The sequence below is a fragment of the Dysgonomonas sp. ZJ709 genome (genome assembly GCF_011039195.1).
In the GTDB taxonomy this organism is placed as follows: Bacteria; Bacteroidota; Bacteroidia; order Bacteroidales; family Dysgonomonadaceae; genus Dysgonomonas.
Genome location: NZ_JAAKEM010000036.1, coordinates 15,170 through 36,444, shown reverse-complemented (window position 1 = coordinate 36,444; position 21,275 = coordinate 15,170). Strand labels below are relative to the sequence as shown.

Annotated in this window: 9 protein-coding genes and 1 tRNA gene; 2 read left to right on the top strand and 8 right to left on the bottom strand. The window is 36.9% G+C overall.

Annotated features, from left to right (window positions below):
- Positions 1–48 precede the first annotated feature (48 nt).
- Positions 49–125, top strand: a tRNA-Ile gene (locus G7Y56_RS16645).
- 165 nt (positions 126–290) lie between these two features.
- On the opposite strand, the gene G7Y56_RS16640 is transcribed toward G7Y56_RS16645, so the two are convergent.
- From G7Y56_RS16640 to sstT, 3 genes are all read right to left on the bottom strand, one after another.
- Entirely contained in the window at positions 291–1,637 is a 1,347-nt protein-coding gene (locus tag G7Y56_RS16640; protein WP_165045331.1) for a TlpA disulfide reductase family protein, read from the bottom strand.
- A 543-nt stretch (positions 1,638–2,180) separates the two neighbouring features.
- Positions 2,181–4,925 carry a glycoside hydrolase family 78 protein gene (locus G7Y56_RS16635; RefSeq protein WP_165026588.1) on the bottom strand — a complete coding sequence of 915 codons (2,745 nt, stop codon included), beginning with the start codon at positions 4,923–4,925 and terminating at the stop codon, positions 2,181–2,183.
- A gap of 295 nt (positions 4,926–5,220) precedes the next feature.
- Positions 5,221–6,432: a serine/threonine transporter SstT gene (sstT, locus tag G7Y56_RS16630; protein ID WP_165045329.1), complete on the bottom strand. Its 1,212-nt coding sequence runs from the start codon at positions 6,430–6,432 to the stop codon at positions 5,221–5,223.
- A gap of 428 nt (positions 6,433–6,860) precedes the next feature.
- Between sstT and G7Y56_RS16625 the strand changes: the two genes are divergently transcribed.
- Positions 6,861–7,706, top strand: a complete 846-nt coding sequence (locus G7Y56_RS16625; protein ID WP_165026584.1) for a hypothetical protein — start codon at positions 6,861–6,863, stop codon at positions 7,704–7,706.
- A gap of 15 nt (positions 7,707–7,721) precedes the next feature.
- On the opposite strand, the gene G7Y56_RS16620 is transcribed toward G7Y56_RS16625, so the two are convergent.
- The 5 genes from G7Y56_RS16620 to G7Y56_RS16600 all read right to left on the bottom strand — a co-directional run bounded on the left by G7Y56_RS16620 (position 7,722) and on the right by G7Y56_RS16600 (position 20,748).
- Complete coding sequence (locus G7Y56_RS16620; RefSeq protein WP_165045327.1) at positions 7,722–10,751, bottom strand: xanthan lyase; 3,030 nt, start codon at positions 10,749–10,751, stop codon at positions 7,722–7,724.
- 44 nt (positions 10,752–10,795) lie between these two features.
- Positions 10,796–13,282 carry a glycoside hydrolase family 9 protein gene (locus G7Y56_RS16615; RefSeq protein WP_165045325.1) on the bottom strand — a complete coding sequence of 829 codons (2,487 nt, stop codon included), beginning with the start codon at positions 13,280–13,282 and terminating at the stop codon, positions 10,796–10,798.
- Between the two features lie 132 nt (positions 13,283–13,414).
- Positions 13,415–15,292 (bottom strand): RagB/SusD family nutrient uptake outer membrane protein, encoded by a 1,878-nt coding sequence (locus G7Y56_RS16610; RefSeq protein ID WP_165045323.1) that lies wholly within the window; start codon positions 15,290–15,292, stop codon positions 13,415–13,417.
- 10 nt (positions 15,293–15,302) lie between these two features.
- Positions 15,303–18,764: a TonB-dependent receptor gene (locus G7Y56_RS16605; RefSeq protein ID WP_255498778.1), complete on the bottom strand. Its 3,462-nt coding sequence runs from the start codon at positions 18,762–18,764 to the stop codon at positions 15,303–15,305.
- Positions 18,765–18,897: 133 nt separating this feature from the next.
- Positions 18,898–20,748: a PQQ-binding-like beta-propeller repeat protein gene (locus tag G7Y56_RS16600; protein ID WP_165045321.1), complete on the bottom strand. Its 1,851-nt coding sequence runs from the start codon at positions 20,746–20,748 to the stop codon at positions 18,898–18,900.
- Between the last annotated feature and the right edge of the window lie 527 nt (positions 20,749–21,275).

The following is a 21,275-nucleotide window of genomic DNA, read 5'->3' as shown; positions in this document are numbered from 1 at the left end:
GAGAAACCACGAAGCTGATATAAATAATCTGTCTTCAGGTAGATAGCCAGTCCTATAGCTCAGTTGGTTAGAGCGCTACACTGATAATGTAGAGGTCGGCAGTTCAAATCTGCCTGGGACTACCAGGTCAGTTCAACAGTTACCAGCAAGCCGCAGTAGTTTACTACTAACCGTAGACTGCTAACCGTTAACTACAACAATGGGGGATTAGCTCAGCTGGCTAGAGCACCTGCCTTTATATTATTTGCAGCCTATTTTTTTGTATCTTCTTTTTTGCAAATTACTGTTCGTTATTGTTTTAAAAGCTGAGACAGTTTGGTTTCTAATTCTTTGCCTCTAATATTTTTTGCTATAATACGTTTGTCTTTATCAAGTAAAAAATTGGCAGGTATGCTGTTTATTCCAAAGCTTTTAGTCAGTAGGGTGGCATCTTCGTTTGCCCAAGTGCCTGCATAAACATGAGTAAACTGACGGCATTTGTACTTTTCAATACCCTCAATCCATTCTTGCCGAGTGTTATCCAGAGAGATAGCATATACGGATAGTTTATCTTTGTACTTATTGTGTACGTTAAGTATGTTAGGGATTTCTTCTACACAAGGCACACACCATATAGCCCAGAAGTCAATTAATATATAATTTGTTTTTAGATCGGACACAGAGATATAGTTATCCTTGGGGTCTTTCAACTTTAAATTTTGCACTTTAGTTCCTATTGTATATACAGCTACATTATTAGTATCAGGTTTTACAGCATACATGCCGGGAGCTCTTCTTTCTTTTTCCCCGGGTATTGTAATGCCATCGGTCGTTTTATTTTTATCCTTAAAATACGTATAATCTCTAATTTCATCTCTCCGTTTATGCCAGTATTTACTTCTCTCACTTGCCAGAGGTGTCGTTTCTCCCAGAATATAATTTCGTCTAAATCCCTGAATTTGAATATTCTTAGGATACCTTTCCGAGATTATTTGAAGAACACTATCAAAAGTTATTTTCGAAATACCACCATTGCTCCTTGAAAAGCTTAATCTGGATAAAAGACCTTCAATGCTTGCCATATATTTTACCGAATCAAGGTTGCTAATGAGATATGTTTGTGCTAAATATTGCTTTAGAGAATCCCTCTCTTTGACAATTTTGGGAACTGCAATACTATCATCGTAATCAGCAACTTGAAGATCCTCTGTCAACTCTGATAATCTTCTATTCCCTTTTCTCATTTTCAAATCGATTTTTCTGAGTTCTTCTTCAGCAAAAGCCCCTTCAACAGTAGAACCATTTTCATAAAAACCCTCCGATGTTAAATTATTAACCTTGATATTTCTATCTTTTGAATCGACTGTTAGCATAGAGCGGTTCCAAGGTATTGTTATTTCCGAAAATGTAAGCTCGGTCATTGATACTGAATCGTTCATAATCCTGTCTACCAAAACAAATTCAGTCTGTCCCTTTTCTATAAAGCAAGAATCTGTAATATTGAATTCATTATCGTATAGGGACATCCAATATACCCATTGTGCCTCCTTATTGATAGATTCATCAATAATAACCGTAAGCGTCCGCACAGATTTTTGATTACAAGAGATGAGTAACAGCAGGAAAAGGAAATAAAAAAAGAATCGGGAATTTTTCATATGGTTTATAGAATAGAGTTTATATTTCAGAATCTTGATATTGTTGGTTTTGAGTCAAATATAATATTAAATAAAAAACTCTTAGCAGCAGATGTATTATATGACTTTCGAATATATTAAATAAAAATACTAATTAGAGACTGTTGCTTAGTTAAGTGTTTTTATCACTTATCCATCTGATTCTCTATCAACAATCTCCAAATTAGTGACTGGTATTTAATCAGTTTTTATTGATATTTGAAAACAGGATTCAAGAATAAAATCTGAACCTTGTAGTTTTTCATTTTCACAAACGAGTAGATAGTTCTCTCCAAATATTTATATAACTGAATATTATTAGTTGTAGTTTGCTCTTTTTATCAATTACTAATGCTCTTTTCTTCTTTATATACTTATCTTAAATATTGCTCGAATTAGAATATATTCTGTATTATTACTCAAATAATTGCTCAATAATTTGTCTGTATCTTGCCACGGAATTTTGAGAAACTTAGGGAACGAAAAAACAGCTGACAATTAGCTAATTGTCAGCTGCTCTTAATTTTATTCCGAGCTAAAATTATAGCTTCCGGATCCGACTTCGAAGACAGCGTAATTATTTTCTATCTTTATAAACTTTACACCCTCAGCCGAGGCTGCTTTCTTTTCGCCTTCTTTTACTTTATCCTTATCGGTGGCGGGAATATAGACAATAGCAGAACTATTGGCAGGAATGGTTATATCCCACTTAAATGTATTTTGCGTTTTATTCCATGAACTCTTGATTAATCCATGAGGTGATTTATAAGATGCTTTTACAAAGTCTAAGCCTTCCACTGTGTATGGTTTCATGCTTATTTGTTTAAAACCAAAGCTACCACAAGCATTTTGAATCCCGGCAAGGTATTCATAATACCAAATAATTAGATCACCTAATAACATTACATGATTTGCAGAATTCATCGCAGGATCGGCTGTATTACCATTCCAAAGTTCCCATATTGTAGTCGCTCCGTTCTCAGCCATATAACCCCAGCTCGGATAGCTTCGGTTAGTTGCTAATTTGTAAGCAAGATCGACACGTCCGTTATCAGACAATCCACGCATTAACCATTGCATCCCGATCAATCCGGTACTTACATGTCCGTTAAATTCATTTTCAGTTTTATCAACAATATTTTTAAATACAGCATCCTCATATTCTTTAGGAACCATCCCATAGCAAAGAGCTAAAAGATTTGCTGTAACGGTATTATTACTATATTGACCGGTTTCTTTATTCAAAAATTTATTATTGAATGCATCTTTCATTAATACAGCTTGCTGTGCAAAATCTTTTGCATCTTCCGGTTTATCCAATATATTGGCAAACTGTTCCATTAGATACATCATTCTATAATAGAAAGTTGTACCCAACACTGCACCTTCTGTTTTGCGTGCAGGATCTTGCGAATGAATTAACTCTTGCGATTCGGGAGGCATACACCAATCACCAAAATTATCTTTAGGCATAATGTTGTCTACCATATAGGTGTCTTTCATATAATCCAACCATTTTTTCATCGAATCGTAATGCTTAACAATAGGCTCTTTATTCCCAAATTGTTCGTAAAGCATATTGGCTATAATAAGGTAGGCAGCAGGCCAGGTCATATCATCAACATATACAGACCAATAGTTGGGAGCGACAGCTGGAAGCGCACCATTCTCAAGTTGAGATTGTTGTATATCATCCAGCCATTTGGAATACAAAAGATTGTTGTCGAATATAAAACTTTCTCCGTGCGAGCCAACCGCACGATCGCCTAACCAACCCATACGTTCATCGCGTTGCGGACAGTCGGTCGGCATCCCGCGATAATTGCCGCGTATACCCCAATAAGAGTTTTTATATATTTGATTAATGGTTTCGTTCGATGTTTCAAATTCTCCTATTGTTTCCATCTCATCATATAGCACTAGGCCTTCGAAATCGTTGATAGTAGGAGTTCCCGGAAATCCAGTTATTTCTACAAAACGAAATCCATGATAAGTAAATGTAGATTGCCATGTTTCTTGTCCATCACCTTTCAGTGTATATTTATCAGTAACTAAAGCTGATCTAAGGTTGTCCATGTAGAGGCTACCGTCATTTTTCAATAATTCGGCAAATCTTAACTGTACTTGTTGTCCTTTATTTCCTTTTACTTTTATACGAAGCCAACCTACCATGTTTTGCCCCATGTCCATAATAAATGTTCCCGGCTTTTGTTCGGTAATAGCAATTGGTTTAACCGTATCCATTACTTGGATGTTCGGATTGAGTTGAGCCTCAACTTTTCCTCCCGGTTCTGTTACAAGTTCAGCTTGTAACCATTTCGAATCATCAAATCCAGATTTATCCCAACCGGGCATTTCCATCAAAGCATTGTATTCCTCACCATCAAATTCACTGTTAGAGCGTATAGGACCATTGGCTGTTACTTTCCACGAATTGTCACTAATAATAGATTCTTTTTCACCGTCAGTATATTCTACTTCGAGCTGAAGAAGCATTTTAGGGAACCCAAAATGCCTGATACCCGGTTCTCTCATTGAGAAATATCGCCCGCCACCTAATACAACACCGATAGCATTATTACCTGAAATAATATCTTTTGTTACATCGAAGGTGTTATATTTAACTACTTTAGAATAATCTGTTGGGGTAGGGGCTAGTACTTGCGTACCAATACGGTTATTGTTTATATAAGCTTCGTAAAATCCTAAGCCCGAAATGTATAAAACTGCTTTTTTAATTTCCTTTTTCGTTTCAAATTCTTTACGGAAATAACGAGCTGCCAAGCGTGTCTTTCCGACTAATACATCACCATCGAAACTTTTGTCAAGTCCTGTCCATTTGGCTTGCCAATCAGAAGAGTTCATCAACCCCATTGTCCACGAAGCAGGTTCGCTCCATTCCGATTCTCCGCGATTGGTTTTTACTTTCACTTTCCAGTAGCATTCAGCTCTGCTTTCCAACTTCTTTCCGGCATACGGAATGTATATTGACTCGTCGGATTTAACAACTTTCGAATCCCATAAATCACCTTCATTAGCATCAAGTTTTTCTAAAGAAGAAGCAACTAATATATGGTAATTAGTTTGCTGTACATCACGACCGGTCGCAGATAATTCCCAACTCAATCTAGGTGAAATACAATCGATTCCTTGAGGATTCGTTTGCATTTCGCACCGAATATTCTGAATTGCTATCTCTGATTTGGTAGTGCAGGACGCAATCAATGCACAAAATAATAATGTGATTAATGTGTAATAAATTCTTTTCATATTATGAATATTAGATTTTCGGTTCTATAACTGAAGATAAACAATGCTAACAATCTTTCGGAACATCCTTCCCGAATGTATATACAACATAAAATTAACAAATTATCTAAACTCAATATTTAACTAATTGAGATAAACAGTTAAATAAATGATTTTTCTATTTCATAAAATAGAGAAATCACTTAGAGTACTTTATGTAGTGGTCAGCTTATATTCTAACAAATGACCGAAATAGAAAACTAGTTTTTAGAAAAAATAGACAGACTGAAAATTGTGGGACGATTGTTAGTATTATTTATTTTTCGCTTTCTCTTTCTGCAATACAAGCTGCTGCCGTGAAAAGAATATCGGTCGAAGAATTCAGTGCAGTCTCTGTTGAATCTTGAATCACACTAATAGTCATACCAACACCTACTACCAGCATTGCAGTATCGGCAGGAATATTGAATAGACTGCATGCAACAGGAATCAATAGAAGAGAACCTCCCGGAACACCCGATGCTCCACAAGCACCTAGAGCCGAAATGATACTCAATAAAATAGCTGTGGAAATATCTATATCGGCACCTAACGTATGTGCTGCTGCAAGGGTAAGAACTGTAATGGTTACTGCTGCGCCTTCCATGTTGATAGTAGCTCCTAAGGGGATAGTAACAGAATAGGTATCCTCATCGAGATCCATTTTCTTTGCCAATGCAAGATTTACAGGCACATTGGCAGCTGAACTACGAGTGAAGAAAGCGGTTATTCCACTTTCTTTGAGGCAAGTAAAAACTAAGGGATAGGGATTTCGCTTTATTTTCCAAAAAACTATGAGTGGATTAACTACCAGAGCGACAAATACCATTGTACCTACTAAAACTAATAATACATGCAGATATTCCAATAGGGTGGCTAAGCCTGTTTCGGCAATTGTAGAGGCTACTAATCCCAAAATACCTATAGGTGCGAAACGGATTATTATTCTTATTATAAAAATAACAGCATCAGATAAATCAGTGAATACAGATTTAGTGCTTTCTGAGGCTTTTCTAAGAAAGAATCCCAAACCAATTGCCCAGGCCAATATTCCTATAAAATTTGAACTCATTATTGCATTAATAGGATTATCAACCACTTTGAAGAGTATGTCTTTTAGGACTTCTAATATGCCGGACGGTGGTTGCAAATTAATTATGTCTTGGCTCTTAAATGTAAGCGAAGAAGGAAATAAAAAGCTGGTAGCTACTGCAGTTAAAGCCGCAAGGAAAGTTCCGAGTAAATAGAGGAACAAAACAGATTTTATATTTGTTTTTTGTTCGCTTTTATGATTGGTAATGGAAGATATAATAAGTAGAAAAACCAGAATAGGTGCTGCCGCTTTTAATGCCGAAAGAAATAGATCACCTAAAATCCCGGCAGATATGGCAACGTCGGGAAAGAAAATTCCCAATAATATACCGAAAAACAGACCTATTGATATTTGAAGAACGAGGTTTCCCTTGAAAATAAAATTCTTAATACTCATAAAAGAATGATAATAGTGTAATTATGATATATAACTGGTCGAATAAATTGCTTAAAGTTACAAGAAAAAATGGATATGGCTTCATTGTGTTATTAAAAAGAAAGTGTATATTGAACCGGAATATATTTTAGACTATTATCAATCTATTATCAATCATGTGGCTCGAAGATTATCATCGTTTGGAAGATATAACAAATAATAATTTGTATCTAGTATTGATCCTGAAAAACTTAGATGCTAATAAGATTTAAAGGAATATATGTACATACTTTATTTTACTTATCTTTGATGCAATTTTAATAAACATAATTTTACTTTCTTTATCAATTGAGTGCAAGAAGATATTTATTGTTTTATTGCATTGACTGTGAGAAAGAAAGATAGAAAAAATAACGAAGTCTTATAACTTACCTAATTATACAAAATACGTGATCTTAATAGCAGAAAGTGGATCTACAAAAACAGAATGGTGTCTGGTCGATAGGAATGGCATAGTAGAGCATTTCCTATCGGATGGTATTAATCCCTTTTTTCAAAGTAGGAAAGAAATTAGTAGGTTAATTCGCTTACAAGTACCTCCTGTTTTCTTTAAGACTAAATTCAGCACCATTTACTTCTATGGTGCGGGTTGTTCTTCTCTCGAAAAAAAGAATCAGGTTAAGGCATCATTAGAAGCCCAATTTAAGACTCCGGCTGTAATAGAAAGTGACTTATTAGGTTCGGCTCGATCTTTGTTTCAGGACAAGTCGGGCATTGCTTGTATTTTGGGTACAGGCTCTAACTCCTGTTTTTATGATGGCGAATCTATCATTAAGAATGTAAGATCGTTAGGCTATATATTAGGAGACGAAGGTAGTGGTGCTTCTTTAGGGAAAGCTTTTTTGTCAGACTGCCTGAAAGGGCTTGCTCCGGATGCATTGGCCGAATTATTCTATAAAAAATATAAAATAGATCCCGAAGAGATTCTGAATTATATCTATGAGAAACCTTTTCCAAACAGGTTGCTGTCTGTATTGTCTTTCTTCTTGTACGAACATCTTGATGAGCCTTATGTAAAAGGGCTTGTTTATAAAAGTCTGCGCTCGTTTTTCGAACGTAATATATTGCAATATAAATACACAGAATATCCTGTACGCTTTGTTGGAACCATTGCCAATATGTACTCTCCCATATTGAGAGAGATTGCTAAAGACATAGGAATCTGTATTGATGTGATAATTGAAAACCCGCTTCAAGGGTTAATTACTTATCACAGAGAACATGGTCAGTTGTAGATAATTGTTGTAAGATTAGTTCTCGAACATAAATGTAAGAATATTCTTCATCAGGTTTTCCTTTTCAATTTCGTCTTTAATTGCTTCGAACGGGAAGCCGATAACACAGGTCTTATAATCTCCTTGAGATGCTATTCCTGCACTTAAGTTATTTTCCGAATATCTGAATATAGTATAACTATTATCTCCTACAGGTTCTAATGCATCGGGTGATTCTACTGCGTATGATATTGAATTCGGTTTAGTATAGAATTCATAATTGCCCGAAATCATAGGAAATGGAGACGTTACACTTTTTACCTTGCCTGTAACCGCTGCTCTGTCTACGCGCCATTTGTATTTCAATACATTATTTGCAAAATCCTGATCTTCTTTTTGTGGCGATTCTGTATCCCAAAGGTCTGAGGCAACGAATGCTCCACTGATAAATATATTTCCACCTTGATTGCAGTATGCTGTAATCTTTTGTTGTAACTCTTTCGGAAAGGTTTTAAATTTAGCAGGATGTACACCTCTTCCTATTTTAGTTTGCTTTTGTTTTCCTAAAATAAGATCAAGCAGTTTATATTTATTAAGATCTATTTGCCCGTTAGATACAGCTTGAGCACTGCAAGAAATAAAAGAGTAATTAGATTTCACAATAGCTTTTCCGTGTATAGCCGGATAATCGAACGTATTTCCTGCAACCACAGTCGTTTCATAATTGGCATTACTCGCTCCGAATCCTGCCGCATCATCGTCCATCCATGGAATTTTGCGTCTGAATTCGTATTGACTTCCTATATAGTTGTACTCTACCTTATCGGATACACCATGGTCTATGAAGTCTACAAAACCGCCGATACTATCCGTTGTAACAAAACTGAAAGGTGCAGATAGACGATCGAATCCATTTACTACTAGGACTATTCCTTTCTCATCCGATTTGCGGCAAACCGAAAGTATTTCGGAAGGGAAGCTCTCTCCTCCTTTATTTAAAGCAGCTATTTTGAAACTGTAGATTTTATCTTTCTTGATATTCAAAGTCGTCTTAGTATTATTGACTACTTGTCCGTTATCAAAATCGCTATCGCCAATTCTGGTGTAAACTATATACTTGTCAGGTTTGGCCGTTGGTTCTGAAACATCTTCAACCGGAGTCCACTTCAATTCTACATTTGTTTCTCCTGCGAATTCGGCACTAAACGATTTTACAGGTAAAGGTTGCACTACATAATCTGTTCTATACTGTTGTGCTACGAATTTGAGCATTCCTTTGTATATTGATCTGCTGACAGTGAATCTGAAGCGAGGATCTAGTCCATAGCGCATATCTGCAAAATTCTGATGGGATAGGAGTTCCAATAGCATAGTCGGTACATTCGGTGTTCGCGCCTCGCTATAAGAACGGTTCCATATATGGCGACGTGTCCAGTTCGGTTCATAATCTCGGCGAATGTCTTTAACAACTTCGTCCATTATCATATCAGTAAGATCACGTGAAGTCCATCGTGTTTTTCCGTTCTCAAACTTTTCATCGTTTGTATGCGTCATGCAAATACCTAATGTACCTATAATGGAGTCATTGAAAGTAGTACCTGCATCGGTGTGAAATGCCATAGCCAAATCGACTGGTATACCCAGCCCTTCGGCTTTGGGCAGTACCGAAGAACCTCCTGCTATGTAATTTACCCAAAAGCCCCTGCTTTGGTAATCGTCTGTATAATCGTTTTTGCCCTCACTTTTGTTATATATACTGTCGGGAGCACCTGCCCATTGCAGCCAATATCTTGCCCCTTCTGTATATCGGGGATAACCGCTAATTTCGGGTTGATAATCTATCTTAGGTAATTTTTTTGCATTCGTATTCTCTTCTATTGATTCCGAGCTTTTTGTATTGTCGGTCACAATTCCACTGGGGTGGGGTAGTCGGGCTATATTTCCCATTCCTCCACCTATTTTAATAGCATCAGCTGTAACGATACGTTCGGCTTTTTGACTTTTGTTAGATAGCGTTATTTTGCAGGCTTCATTTACGCCTTTATCGAAAGTAAAGAAACCTAAGAATATCCATGTTCCGCCGCCCATCTTCTGATTTATCTTAAAATCCGTTTGTCCTCCTGCATGATAAATACTATAAAGAGCATCGTCTGTACTGTTATCCAAAGTTTTATAAGAGATATAAACACCATATTGTCCTTTTTCCGGTATGTCTGGTATCCATTCACCAATACTTTCATTTCCTTTATTCACCGTTTTAATTTGTCGGTAGCTACCCATTTTAAACGGATTTTCTCCATCGAGGAAAAATTCTTTAGTATGCGCAAATCCCGAATAAGAACCTTTTTCCCAATCTTCTTTTCCCGATTTTTCGCGATAGATGGAATTGTCGGAATCCTTATCATTGTCAACGATAATTTCATGTTTTTGAATATCCCGTTCTCGGGGCAAGAGTACATTCGCTCCTGCATTTTCCAACATAGGAACCAGATAGGGCAACACATAACTTTGTGTATAAAGGTCTTCTACCGTTTGGAAAATACGTGCTCTTTGCCACTCCCATCTGGCTAGTTTTTGTTCGTAATACCAGCCATGACTTTGCCATATAGCCAGATGACGATTTTGTAAACCTTTATCGAGAGTATAAATTTTTGATATATTAGTGATTAAAGGTTTGTCCGATTTATTGTTGAATAAGTCTTTTTTATTTCTGTTGGATGGAACAAGTTCTTCAATCTTTTGGGTATCAGTAATGAGCTCCATTTTGTATTTCGCGAATTCAGCAGGAAGTATATTTCTTATATCTGAATATATTTTATCTACATCATGTTTCCGAAAGGGAATATAGGATAGATTGATTCCGGCAAAGAGTTTTATTGTTTTATTTTCTACAATAACGGAATCGATATTCACCTTATGTACTCTTACATCTTTGTTAGCAATATTAGTGAGATATAAACCTATTTCAGCTCGGGTTTCGTCAGAAATATTCTGTGCTTTAGTTTCATGTATATTAAAAAATGAAATCAAAAAGCATAATGATAATAGGGTAATAATTGTTCTCATTTTATATTTTTTATCAAAGGTGATTCTTTTGCAGATAATTTATATTACAGACGTTCGAAGGAATATCCTTTCTTTTTTAGTTTCAATATTATCTCATCCAAGCGAAGATATAATTTATCTGTTCTACTTGGATGCGTTCCCGGATGAATAAGTACAATACTGCCGTTAAGCCCATTCTCTTTTTCAAAAACGAATAACTGATCGATAAGTTCTTCCGACGATTTGTAATTTTTCATATCGGGCGTTGTATAATCAGCAGCAGTTTTAATACCGGGTGTGAAATTAATAACAGTTTGCCCTTGCGATTCTATCCATCTTACATTTTCTTTATTGTACCATTCGTAGGGCGGCAGAAAATAAATGCTTTTATCAATATCTATATTAAATCTGGATAATTCTTTCAAATTTTGATTCAAATCGTTTATAAGGCTGTCTTTGGTAACGAAAGAATTTTGGCGATCATCCCATGGGGCATATAGTAGATGCTTATCAGAATGTCCACCTACATAATGACCATTGTTGATGATTTTTCTGATAATCTGTTCATGTTCTTTCATTCGCAGGCAGTTCCCTGTGAGAAAAAAAGAAGCCTTAATCTTATTTTCGTCCAATGTTTTAAGGATAGATGGTGCTCCTTCGAATGCTGAATCCGCAGAGAATATCAAATGAATTACTTTACGATCGGTGCCAATTTGTACCGTAGATCCCTGACTATCTTTTACATTATTCTTTTTTTGATCTTTACCTATTTTCTCCATGGTCGACAAATAGAAACTAAGGCTTGCTGTTCCATCCATTGTTGGTTCGTTAGACGAATAATCTCCCGGATCGTCGTGGTAGACAGCAGGTCCGAATTGGAATGGTGCATACGAATCTTCGTATCTCAGATGTATGCCTCTTAGGTTCTCATATATCGATTTGTAAATTGGTCCGTCGACCAATCCTCCATAAGGAATGTCGTGTAATAATTCGGAAACAAAAGAATGAGGTTTCGATGGATAATCGCCACCTTCAGGAAAACCGCATATCATAGCCGTCCCCCAAGGATTGCAACCGAATAGCCAATCTCTGAGTGCTGCCTCCATTTCCAGATAGGTGTCATCACCCGATGTTTCATTATAAAGTCGGGCATGAGTTACTGCTGCTGCAACCAGATTGTTTGAACACCAAATAAAAGGTATTCCGAAAAGAAATGGGTCGTCGTTTTCATTAGCTCGTTTTAGCAGGCAGTTCAAGCCGTTGCCCATATACTTTGAATATTTGTCTTTGATATTCTTGTCGTTCGATTGAGATAGATAATAATGTCCTAAATTGACAAATGGATAAAACTGATAATGGCGGGCTCTACCCAATTCCATCCATGGAGTAATTTCTTCCAGTTGCCCCCAGTAGTCGGCTTTCTTAAGCCAAGATTCGTCATTTGTCAGATTGTATTTAACTGCTGCTGCAAGTTCTATATCGTCTACATAATTATCTTCTTCATAAAAATACGGAGACTTCAAACATGCGGTTTGTGTATTCCCTATCACTGTCTCTGCAAAACTATAAGCAGGCTGAGCTTTATTTTTTAGGGCAGAAGCAAAAGTGGGGTCTATATCTTTAAATATATCTGCTCCTAGAGCGAAAGCAGAAGCAAACTTTCCGGCACTGGACGAAACGCCTGTTGTACGGTTTTTATATTGTCCTAATCCTTGTGGATTTCCTGTAATGAAATATACAGGGCGTCCTGTTCCTTCACCCCAACCATAATCTACATGGTCTTTAGATGGTAAACGCATGCTGGCGTGATCTCTGTCGTCTGCTATTTGATTAAACATTATAGCCGAATCAGGATTCATTTTTATCATCCATTCCAACCCCCAGCGTATTTCGTCCAGGATGTCGGGAATGCCATTTTGCCCTTCTTTGCCTAATGCATTATATTTGTCTTTAAATATAGTTTTGTCGGGAGTCTTTTGCCAAGCGAACAGCATTTGGAATGTTGCATTAGCCGATGTTGGTAAGTATTGTAAATAATCGGAAGCGTCGTGCCATCCGCCGCGAACATCAATGGCTTCGCCTGTGCGGGTAGGATGATCTACAATAAAGCCATCGTGTTGATGACATTCTGCATCCAGATAAGGATTGTATCCACAACGTTGCTGACGCATGTAGTTGAGGAGGAAATCTGCAGCTCCATCATATACGTTTGTATTAATTTTGAATACTGGTGATTTTACACCATCACATTCTATATAGTATTCTCCATCAGTATTTAGTTGAGAGAAGTTGAGGCGTAATGCTTTCTGCATGCTCCATCGTTTTGCATTGGCAGCAATACCTTCTCCTTTGAAAACTGAGATATTAGATTTTACATCTTTTACCTCAAAATAAGTAATGTTATTTTTTTCTTGGGATATAAAAACAGCAACCTTAATACTTTGCGGTAAATATCCTAACTGATTGATTCTTATCCATGAAGTGGATTGTCCCTGCATTACTATAAAGCCCATAAGGGCAATACATAAAGTAAGTAAACGATTTGGTTTCATTTTTTAGGATATTAGTAATGATAAATTAAGGTTATTCTTCAAGTAAAAGTATAATATTCGTAGATCATTAGTATGAAAAATAAAGAGGCATCCAATTATTTAAGATGCCTCTTTATCCATCTTTGGTGTATGTTACCAACCCGGCGTTTGGGTCAGAGTGTAACCTTTAGCTTTGTACAAATCAATTTGGTTTTTACCAATAGGAGCTAAATAAACTCTATCGGTAAACGGGTCTCTATTTGCAACATTTTCTGGCAAGTAATACCCAACCATGTCGGCTTGATTCGTACCATTGAATACAACAATTGTTCCATTCTCTTTTTGTACCTGTGTTACATTGATTTTTGTATCAGAAAGTAGTGTCGGTATTTCATTTGGAATATCAATCCATATACTTCTCAACAAATCAGGATTTGTAACACCATCCATATAATTTATTTTTTTCCAACGTTTGATATCTAACAGTCGAGATTGTTCGGCGTACAATTCCATTCTACGTTCGCGGCGAATCTCCCATATCAGAGCCGGTACATTTGCATCTCGGCTTGGATCATTCGGCAAATTACCTAAATTCATAGGAGCAGTTTTTGTAACTCCTTTGTCGATTGCTTCAGGTGCTAGATCTCTATTTCGTATAGCGTTTATCGATCTTTCGATATCGCCTTGTGATACTGCAGATCCACCTAAAGCAGCTAATTCTGCTTTGGCTTCAATCCAATTGAGAAGTATTTCTGCATAACGGATTATCGGTGCATCGTTGGTATTTGTTTGACTGGTATATTTGGGTGGATAATCCCCCTTGTCAGCATAAGTCGGGCCAACTCTATCTATGAACTTAACAGTATATAGTAAGCCTGCTGCCTGCTCTCTTGGTTGATCCCAGAAAGTAGCTTCAAATCGTGGATCACGGCTTTTCTGTAAGTCTGATATGCTAAACGATTTAGCATTGGCCACTGTTGAATTCTGCCAAGGCTTGCCATCATTGCAAATAAACGATTTCACAAGGCTTAGGTTTGCCGAAAAAGCTTGGTTTTCAGTTAAGTTGTTGTATGAGGCAATAGCGTGAGTAACACCCAAGGCTGCATCGTAAGTTCTATAAAGAATGCATTCTTTATTTTTACTTAAGTCTTCAGATCCAAAAAGACTACGGAAATCACCGTCAATTTGGTATTTACTGCCCATAACCAACTCTGATGCTTTAACCGAGAAATCGAGGAATTTTTTAGCTCTCGCATTATCTCCCTTTTGATATTTTTGCCATGTACCTTCGAATAGCATCCAGCGCGAAATAAAGGCAGCTGCAATATCCTTATTTACATATTGATTACCATCGCTGGCACGGATATTATTTAAAACATATTCGAAATCGGTATAGATGGCATCCATAACATCATTGCGGGCAGTTCTATCCTGATATAGGATATCATTATCGATTGTAGTGACTAATCTATCCATATATGGAACATCGCCGAATACACTTACTAGTCTGCAATAATCTAAGGCTCGGAAAAAACGTGCTACAGCTGTCCAGTGATTGTATGCTTCAGTTGTAAGTATACCTGTCATTCTTGTATCCATCCGGTTTAGCATAACATTCGATTTGCGAATCCATCCGAAATACCACGTAGGACCAGTATATTCGCTAAGCCATGCAGGGGCACTACCGCTACCAGAAGTTTCTCCTGTCGTATTGTTATTACTACCTCTGGTGTTTGGAACACTTATTTCAAATAAGGCTTGTCTGTTGGAATTGACAACATCATCGTTAAATGTAAGACCTCTTATCGGTGTATAATCTGCGACAAAACCGGTATTGTAGCCAGGGAAGAATTGAGCATAATATTCATTGGCATACAAACGCAGATTGTCTTCGCTTGTCCAATATGTGTCGTCGTCCGGATTAGCTAGTTGCGGACGATCCAGAACATCATCATTGCAGCCAGTCATTACCAATATTGTTGATAAGACTATTATTGATGCTGTATTTTTTATAATTTCTATTGTATTCATAATTCTTGCTTTAAAAAGTTAACTGAACGCCAAAAGATAAACTCTTGAACATCGGAGTTCCCACACCTGTACGACCCGAGTTGTAGTTACTCTCATTGAACATAGAGAAACCGGATACTACTTCGGGATCGATTGGTAAACCTCTCAAATTATCGAAAGTGAAAAAGTTTTCGACAGACATATATATACGAGCATTTTTGAGATATGCTTTCTTTATTAATTCCGGAGAAAGAGTGTAACCTAATGTAATATTCTTGATCCTCAAATAAGACATATCTAACAAATAGCGGGACTGTACCTGCATATTATTAAGATTTATAGCACTTGCGGCCATATTATAAGGGCGCGGATAGAAAGCATCTGTACGGTCTTCTTTCCAGAAATCACCTGCAATAGTCTGAGGCATTGCTCCATCACCAGCATTGTAACCCGGAATAGCTAAAAGCCCGTTACCCCATATCTGGCGTTTGCCAACTCCTTGGAAAAATATAGAGAAATCGATACCTTTATAGTCTGCGCCTAAACGGAAACCATATTCGTATCGAGGTGTCGTATTACCAATTACTTCAAGGTCACCACTGTCGCCTACAACTCCGCTACCGTCATCAATTTTTCCATCTCCATTTAGATCTACAAATTTCACATCTCCGGGGCCAAAAACGAAATTGCTCGAGTTTTGTAGATAAACCTGATTGGGATTACCTTCTTTTAATTGCCATACTTCTTTTCCATCTACAGTTACACGATTGAAATCACTTTCCTGATATAGACGGTCTGTTCTGTATCCATAGATGTCTCCCCAACGTTTTCCTTTATAGTTAGCATAATAATCTTTTACATTCTTGGTTGCTTCGTCAGGATAGTCAGTGATCATTGATGTAGCATCGGATAAAGTTGCTAAGAAATTAATTCCAATTCCATTGCTGAATCTATGGTTGAAATCTACAGCAATCTCCCAACCGCGTGTTCTCAACTCTCCATAGTTACCTCTAGGAACAGGGCCTCCAAATGTATAAGGAAGATCGATACCTTGCGTAATCATACTTTTAGTTGTACGTTGATACCAATCGTAAGTTATACCTAACTTATCTTTAAATAAACGAAGATCGAAACCTAGATTTAGGTTTTCAATATCTTGCCATGTTATATTTGCATCAGCTGCAAGAGGTGTGGAATATCCTTGTACTTTATTTGCTCCGTTGATCCATTGATAAGCCGGTGATGCCCAACTTGTAAATGAATTCATAAGAGGAACATATAAGTTATTAGGGACAGATTGGTCTCCAATACTACCCCAAGAACCTCTCAATTTGAGGAAGCTTAGGGTTGGATTTAATTCTTCCATAAATGATTCATTCGTTACTATCCAGCCTGCAGAGAATGATGGGAACCATCTCCATTTCAGGTCATTCGGGAATTTTGACGAACCATCGTATCTCAAGTTTCCTTCTAATAAGTATTTGCCCATTAGCATATAGTTTATACGACCAAAATATCCTAGTTGAGACTCCCACAATGTTTTACCACCAGCTGTTTGAGTTCCGTTAGCTAAAGTGAACTGCGGGTTGGTTATATCGAATAAATCTGTCTTTTGTGACCAATTAGATACATTTTTAGACTTAACCCAGTTCAAACCGGCCATAAATTTGAAATTATGATCATCGTTCAATTTCAGATTATATGTTGTGAAGACGTTCGATGTCGATTGTCTGTAATTTTCAGCTTCGCGATATATATGGTCCGGATTTGCACCTCTTCCGGTATAGGTTACATAAGGTAATTCGTATGCCGGCATAGCATCAGCACTGCCTTCAGGAACAATATTACCTTCATTGTTTACATATATACGGTTGCCATTTTCGTCATTTCTGGCCACAGCACCACCCCATGAGTTTCTGGCTGTAAATCGGGTACCCGGTTTGTTCCATGACATATCTTGGTTGGCAAAGGTATAATCGGCATCCAGTGTCCAGTCTTTAGATAGAGTGATTGTAGCGCCAATATTTATATTGGTATAGCCATATGATTGTTCTGCTGTGTTCGAGTTTTCCAATTCGAAAGCAGCGCTTCTAATTGGATCTCCGTTTTCTGTTCCAAAAGGAGATAAAGGTCCCCATCTATAAACATAATACCATGCATCTGCAGTAGTTGAATTTGTAGCATAAGGGTAGCGTTTTCTACGATCAGAATACAACACACCGCCTCGTACAGTTACGTACTTATTAATTTTCGAACTCAATCTTATGGTTGCGTTATAGCGTGTGAAATCATCTTTGTCAGCAGGCTTCATCATTCCACTTTGGTTAAGATAGCCTAATCCGATATTGTAAGAAACTGATCCGCTTTTGCCATTTAAAGACAGATTGTGAGCTTGAGCGGGAGTCCACTCTTCGATCATATAGTCGTATGAATCATATAATCGTACACCCATTTTTGATGCACCATCCATATACCAGTCTCTTCCGTATACCATAGGGTCGTTAGCACCTACTTTTCCACTGTATTTTTCTATCCATTGTTTCGATCTTTCAAAACTTGTGCGGTCAGCTAGCCAAAAAGCTCCTGATTTTGTATTACCAATTCTTTCAGCTGCCAGAACAGAGTATTCAACAGCATCTATGCCGCCCATGTTGATATTTTTCGATGTCTTCTGCCACGAAATATTATTTGAATATTCAACTACCACACTTTCTTCTTTAGCACCTTGTTTTGTGGTAATCAATATAACTCCGAATGCACCTTTAGCTCCGTATATGGAGGTAGAGGCAGCATCTTTAAGTACAGAAATAGATGCTATATCGTTGGCATTTATCATTTGTATACTTGGTATTTCGACGTTGTCGACCAAGATAAGAGGAGCAGAACCACCTGTAAGTGAACCTACTTGTCCACGGATTTTCATCACAGGATCGGAACCTACTTCACCATTCGGTATTGTAACGCTAAGTCCCGGTACAGCACCTTGCAAGCCACGACCTACATCGGGGATAGGCCGGCTGTCGAGAGTCTTACCTACATCTACCGATGTAACAGCTCCCGTCAGATTTTCTTTCTTTTGTACACCGAATCCCACGACTACAACTTCTTGCATGAGTTGGGAATCTTCTTTCATTACGATATCTATAGTTTTTCTGCTTCCTACTGCAATCGATTGTGGGTGAAATCCGACATACGAGAAGACAAGAGTCGCATCGGGCGTTGTATTGATAGTATATTTTCCATCTACGTCGCTAATAGTGCCTTGTGTTGTTCCTCTAGCTACAACACTAACCCCAATGAGGGCTTCTCCTTTTTCGTCTATAATTTTTCCTTGTACTGTAACTTTAGCTTGTTGTTGCTCCATTACATTGCTGTTCAGATGAGGTTTTGCACTAGCATAACCACTACCCATGAACGAACATATCAGCCCGAAAGCGAATACACAAAGAACTTTCTTTGGCAGTGTTTTTCTGCATTTCCTAGGAATGTTCATAATACTTGGTTTATTCGTTGATATTGTTTTAATATAAAATTGAAATACATAAGGTTATTGAGAAGGTTGAAGTTTTCCATAGGCAGATTGTATCTATATTCTACAAATGAGTTATTTATAATAATTGTTGTTTTTATTCAAGGTTTACTAATATTCCTACATGCCCTTCAGCCGATGTAAATAAGCACTCTTTGTTGTTTAAAGGCACTACAGTATTTATAAGTGAGTTACCTATCTTGTGTTTCCATAAAAGATTTCCGTCTTTTGCTTCCAAAGCGAAAATCAATCCATTTTTAGTACTTCCGAAGACTACTCCGTCTTTCTCGACAGGCATAGATGGCGCATGGTCGTAACCATAGCCTACATTCGTCGCCCAAATTCGTTCCGGTACATTTGCTATTGCTGAATAGCATACGACACTGTCCTGCATCGTTTTGCTATATAGTTGCGTTTTGTCGGCTGATAGACCAATAGTTTCGCGTACCATCGACTCTTTTGTTCGCCAGATTGTTTGTCCTGTTTCAGCATCTAATGCCGTCATAACCCGATCGGGTGCTGTAAAGAATATTTTTCCGTGTGCTGCTACAGGCCATACTGCGGCAGGCGAAAAATGCATACGGGTAAGATCGCCATTCCATGTCCATAAGAGCTCACCGGTTCGTTTGTTTAGGGCATACAGATTGTTATCCCAAGCACCGAAAATTACTTTATCTTTATAGATAAGAGGTTTTGTTTCGATATAACCTTTTACATGGGCGTATTCCCACACTAATTTGCCTGATTTAGTATCTATTGCTCTAAATGTGTGATCACTTGCGCCTATGTAGGCAATTCCATTTTCGATAGTAACAGCACCTAATACGGCTTCTTGCGTTGGATATTTCCATATCTGTTTGCCCGTTTCAGAGTCTATACCATAAATGTTTTTATCTGCTGATCCAAATATAACGATACCTTCCTCGACTGCTGGTGTACCGACAATTCTATTATCTGATTTGAAAGTCCAGTTTATCAAACCATCTGATAGTGAAAGACAAGTTAATAAACCTGTGTCGTCACCTACGTATATTTTGTTATTATAGATAACAGGTGATGAATAGATCGTACCACCTATTCTGGTTATCCATTTTTCTTTAATCTTAGGATAGATATGATTTACAGAGTCAGACGGATGTTTATAATTTGAATTGTCTTCTGCGTAGTATTTTTGGGTAAGTGAATAACCGCCCCATTTTTTAGGATTTTGTCCTATTTTATGTTCATATACTGAAATCGAATCTTTATTTACTTCGTAAAGTGAATAGCCTCCTTTATTATCTGTTTTGTCTCTTAGGTTAGAGCGATTGATAATTCCCGGAATGCCATCGTAAGAGAATAGTAAATTGCGGTGATAGTGGCCTCCTAATACAGCTTTTATGTTGTATTTTCGAGCTAAATCTGTTACTTCGTACCAATTATCGACATCTCCGTCCTGAAGAGGGTAATGTGTGACAAGTATAAACGGTGTTCCTTGTTTTGCTGATGAAAATTCTTTCTCTAGCCATGTTATATCTTGAGGGGCTACATGCCCATCCATCATACGTATTATAGGTCCGGTATTAAATCCTAAAAAAGTATATCCATTATATTCGAATTTAAATCTATCGCCGTCAAATATATGTCCAAAATCTGTAGAGCCCGATTCACTCCATTTGGTTTCGTGGTTTCCGGAGATGGCATAATATTTTACTTTGAGTCGATCTAAAAGAAGCTTTACTTTGTTTAATGATTCCCGGTCACCTTCTTCTGTCAGATCTCCGGTTACAAGAACAAAACTTAAGTTGGGAGTGTTGTTAATCTGGTCTATCGTTTTTTTTAGGTCATTATAGGCAAGGGAATCTTTTGTTACGTGGATGTCTGTAACAAGAGCAAATTTAAAATCCTGTGCCCGTACTGATATTGTAAGTAATAATAGAGTTGATAAATATAAAATAGTGTTTTTCATATGGATGATTGTTTTACTATACAAGAAATACACTGAGAGAATGAAATGATATACATCATATATGTGTTACAAATATATTCTTTTCTATCTATTATTTTCGTTTCGTTTGTTTATTTTTGTATTTGTTATGAAATATTTATGTATTTTAAGTTTTATACAGCTTGCTAATGGTTGTATGTTTGGTTATATATCTATTTATTAGATTGTTGTGTCTTTTGTTGGTGTTTTGATATTTTCATGTATTAGATTAATTATGCGTTTTGTTAGTTTTTTAGGCATTCTATAAGGGTTTGTATCAGTATTTATGCTTTGTTTATTGGCTCTTGTAATCCAATTAAATATTTAAAATAAATATACGATACTAAATAAATGTTAATTTATGCTTTTTGCTGATCATCTTATGTAATTATTCAAATATATCCTTTTATATTTGTTTCACGATCGAATTTTCGTTTATCGAATTGATAACAAATATTTATTTCCTCCGAAACCATTATCTTTAGATTTTTATAATGTGAATAATTGAA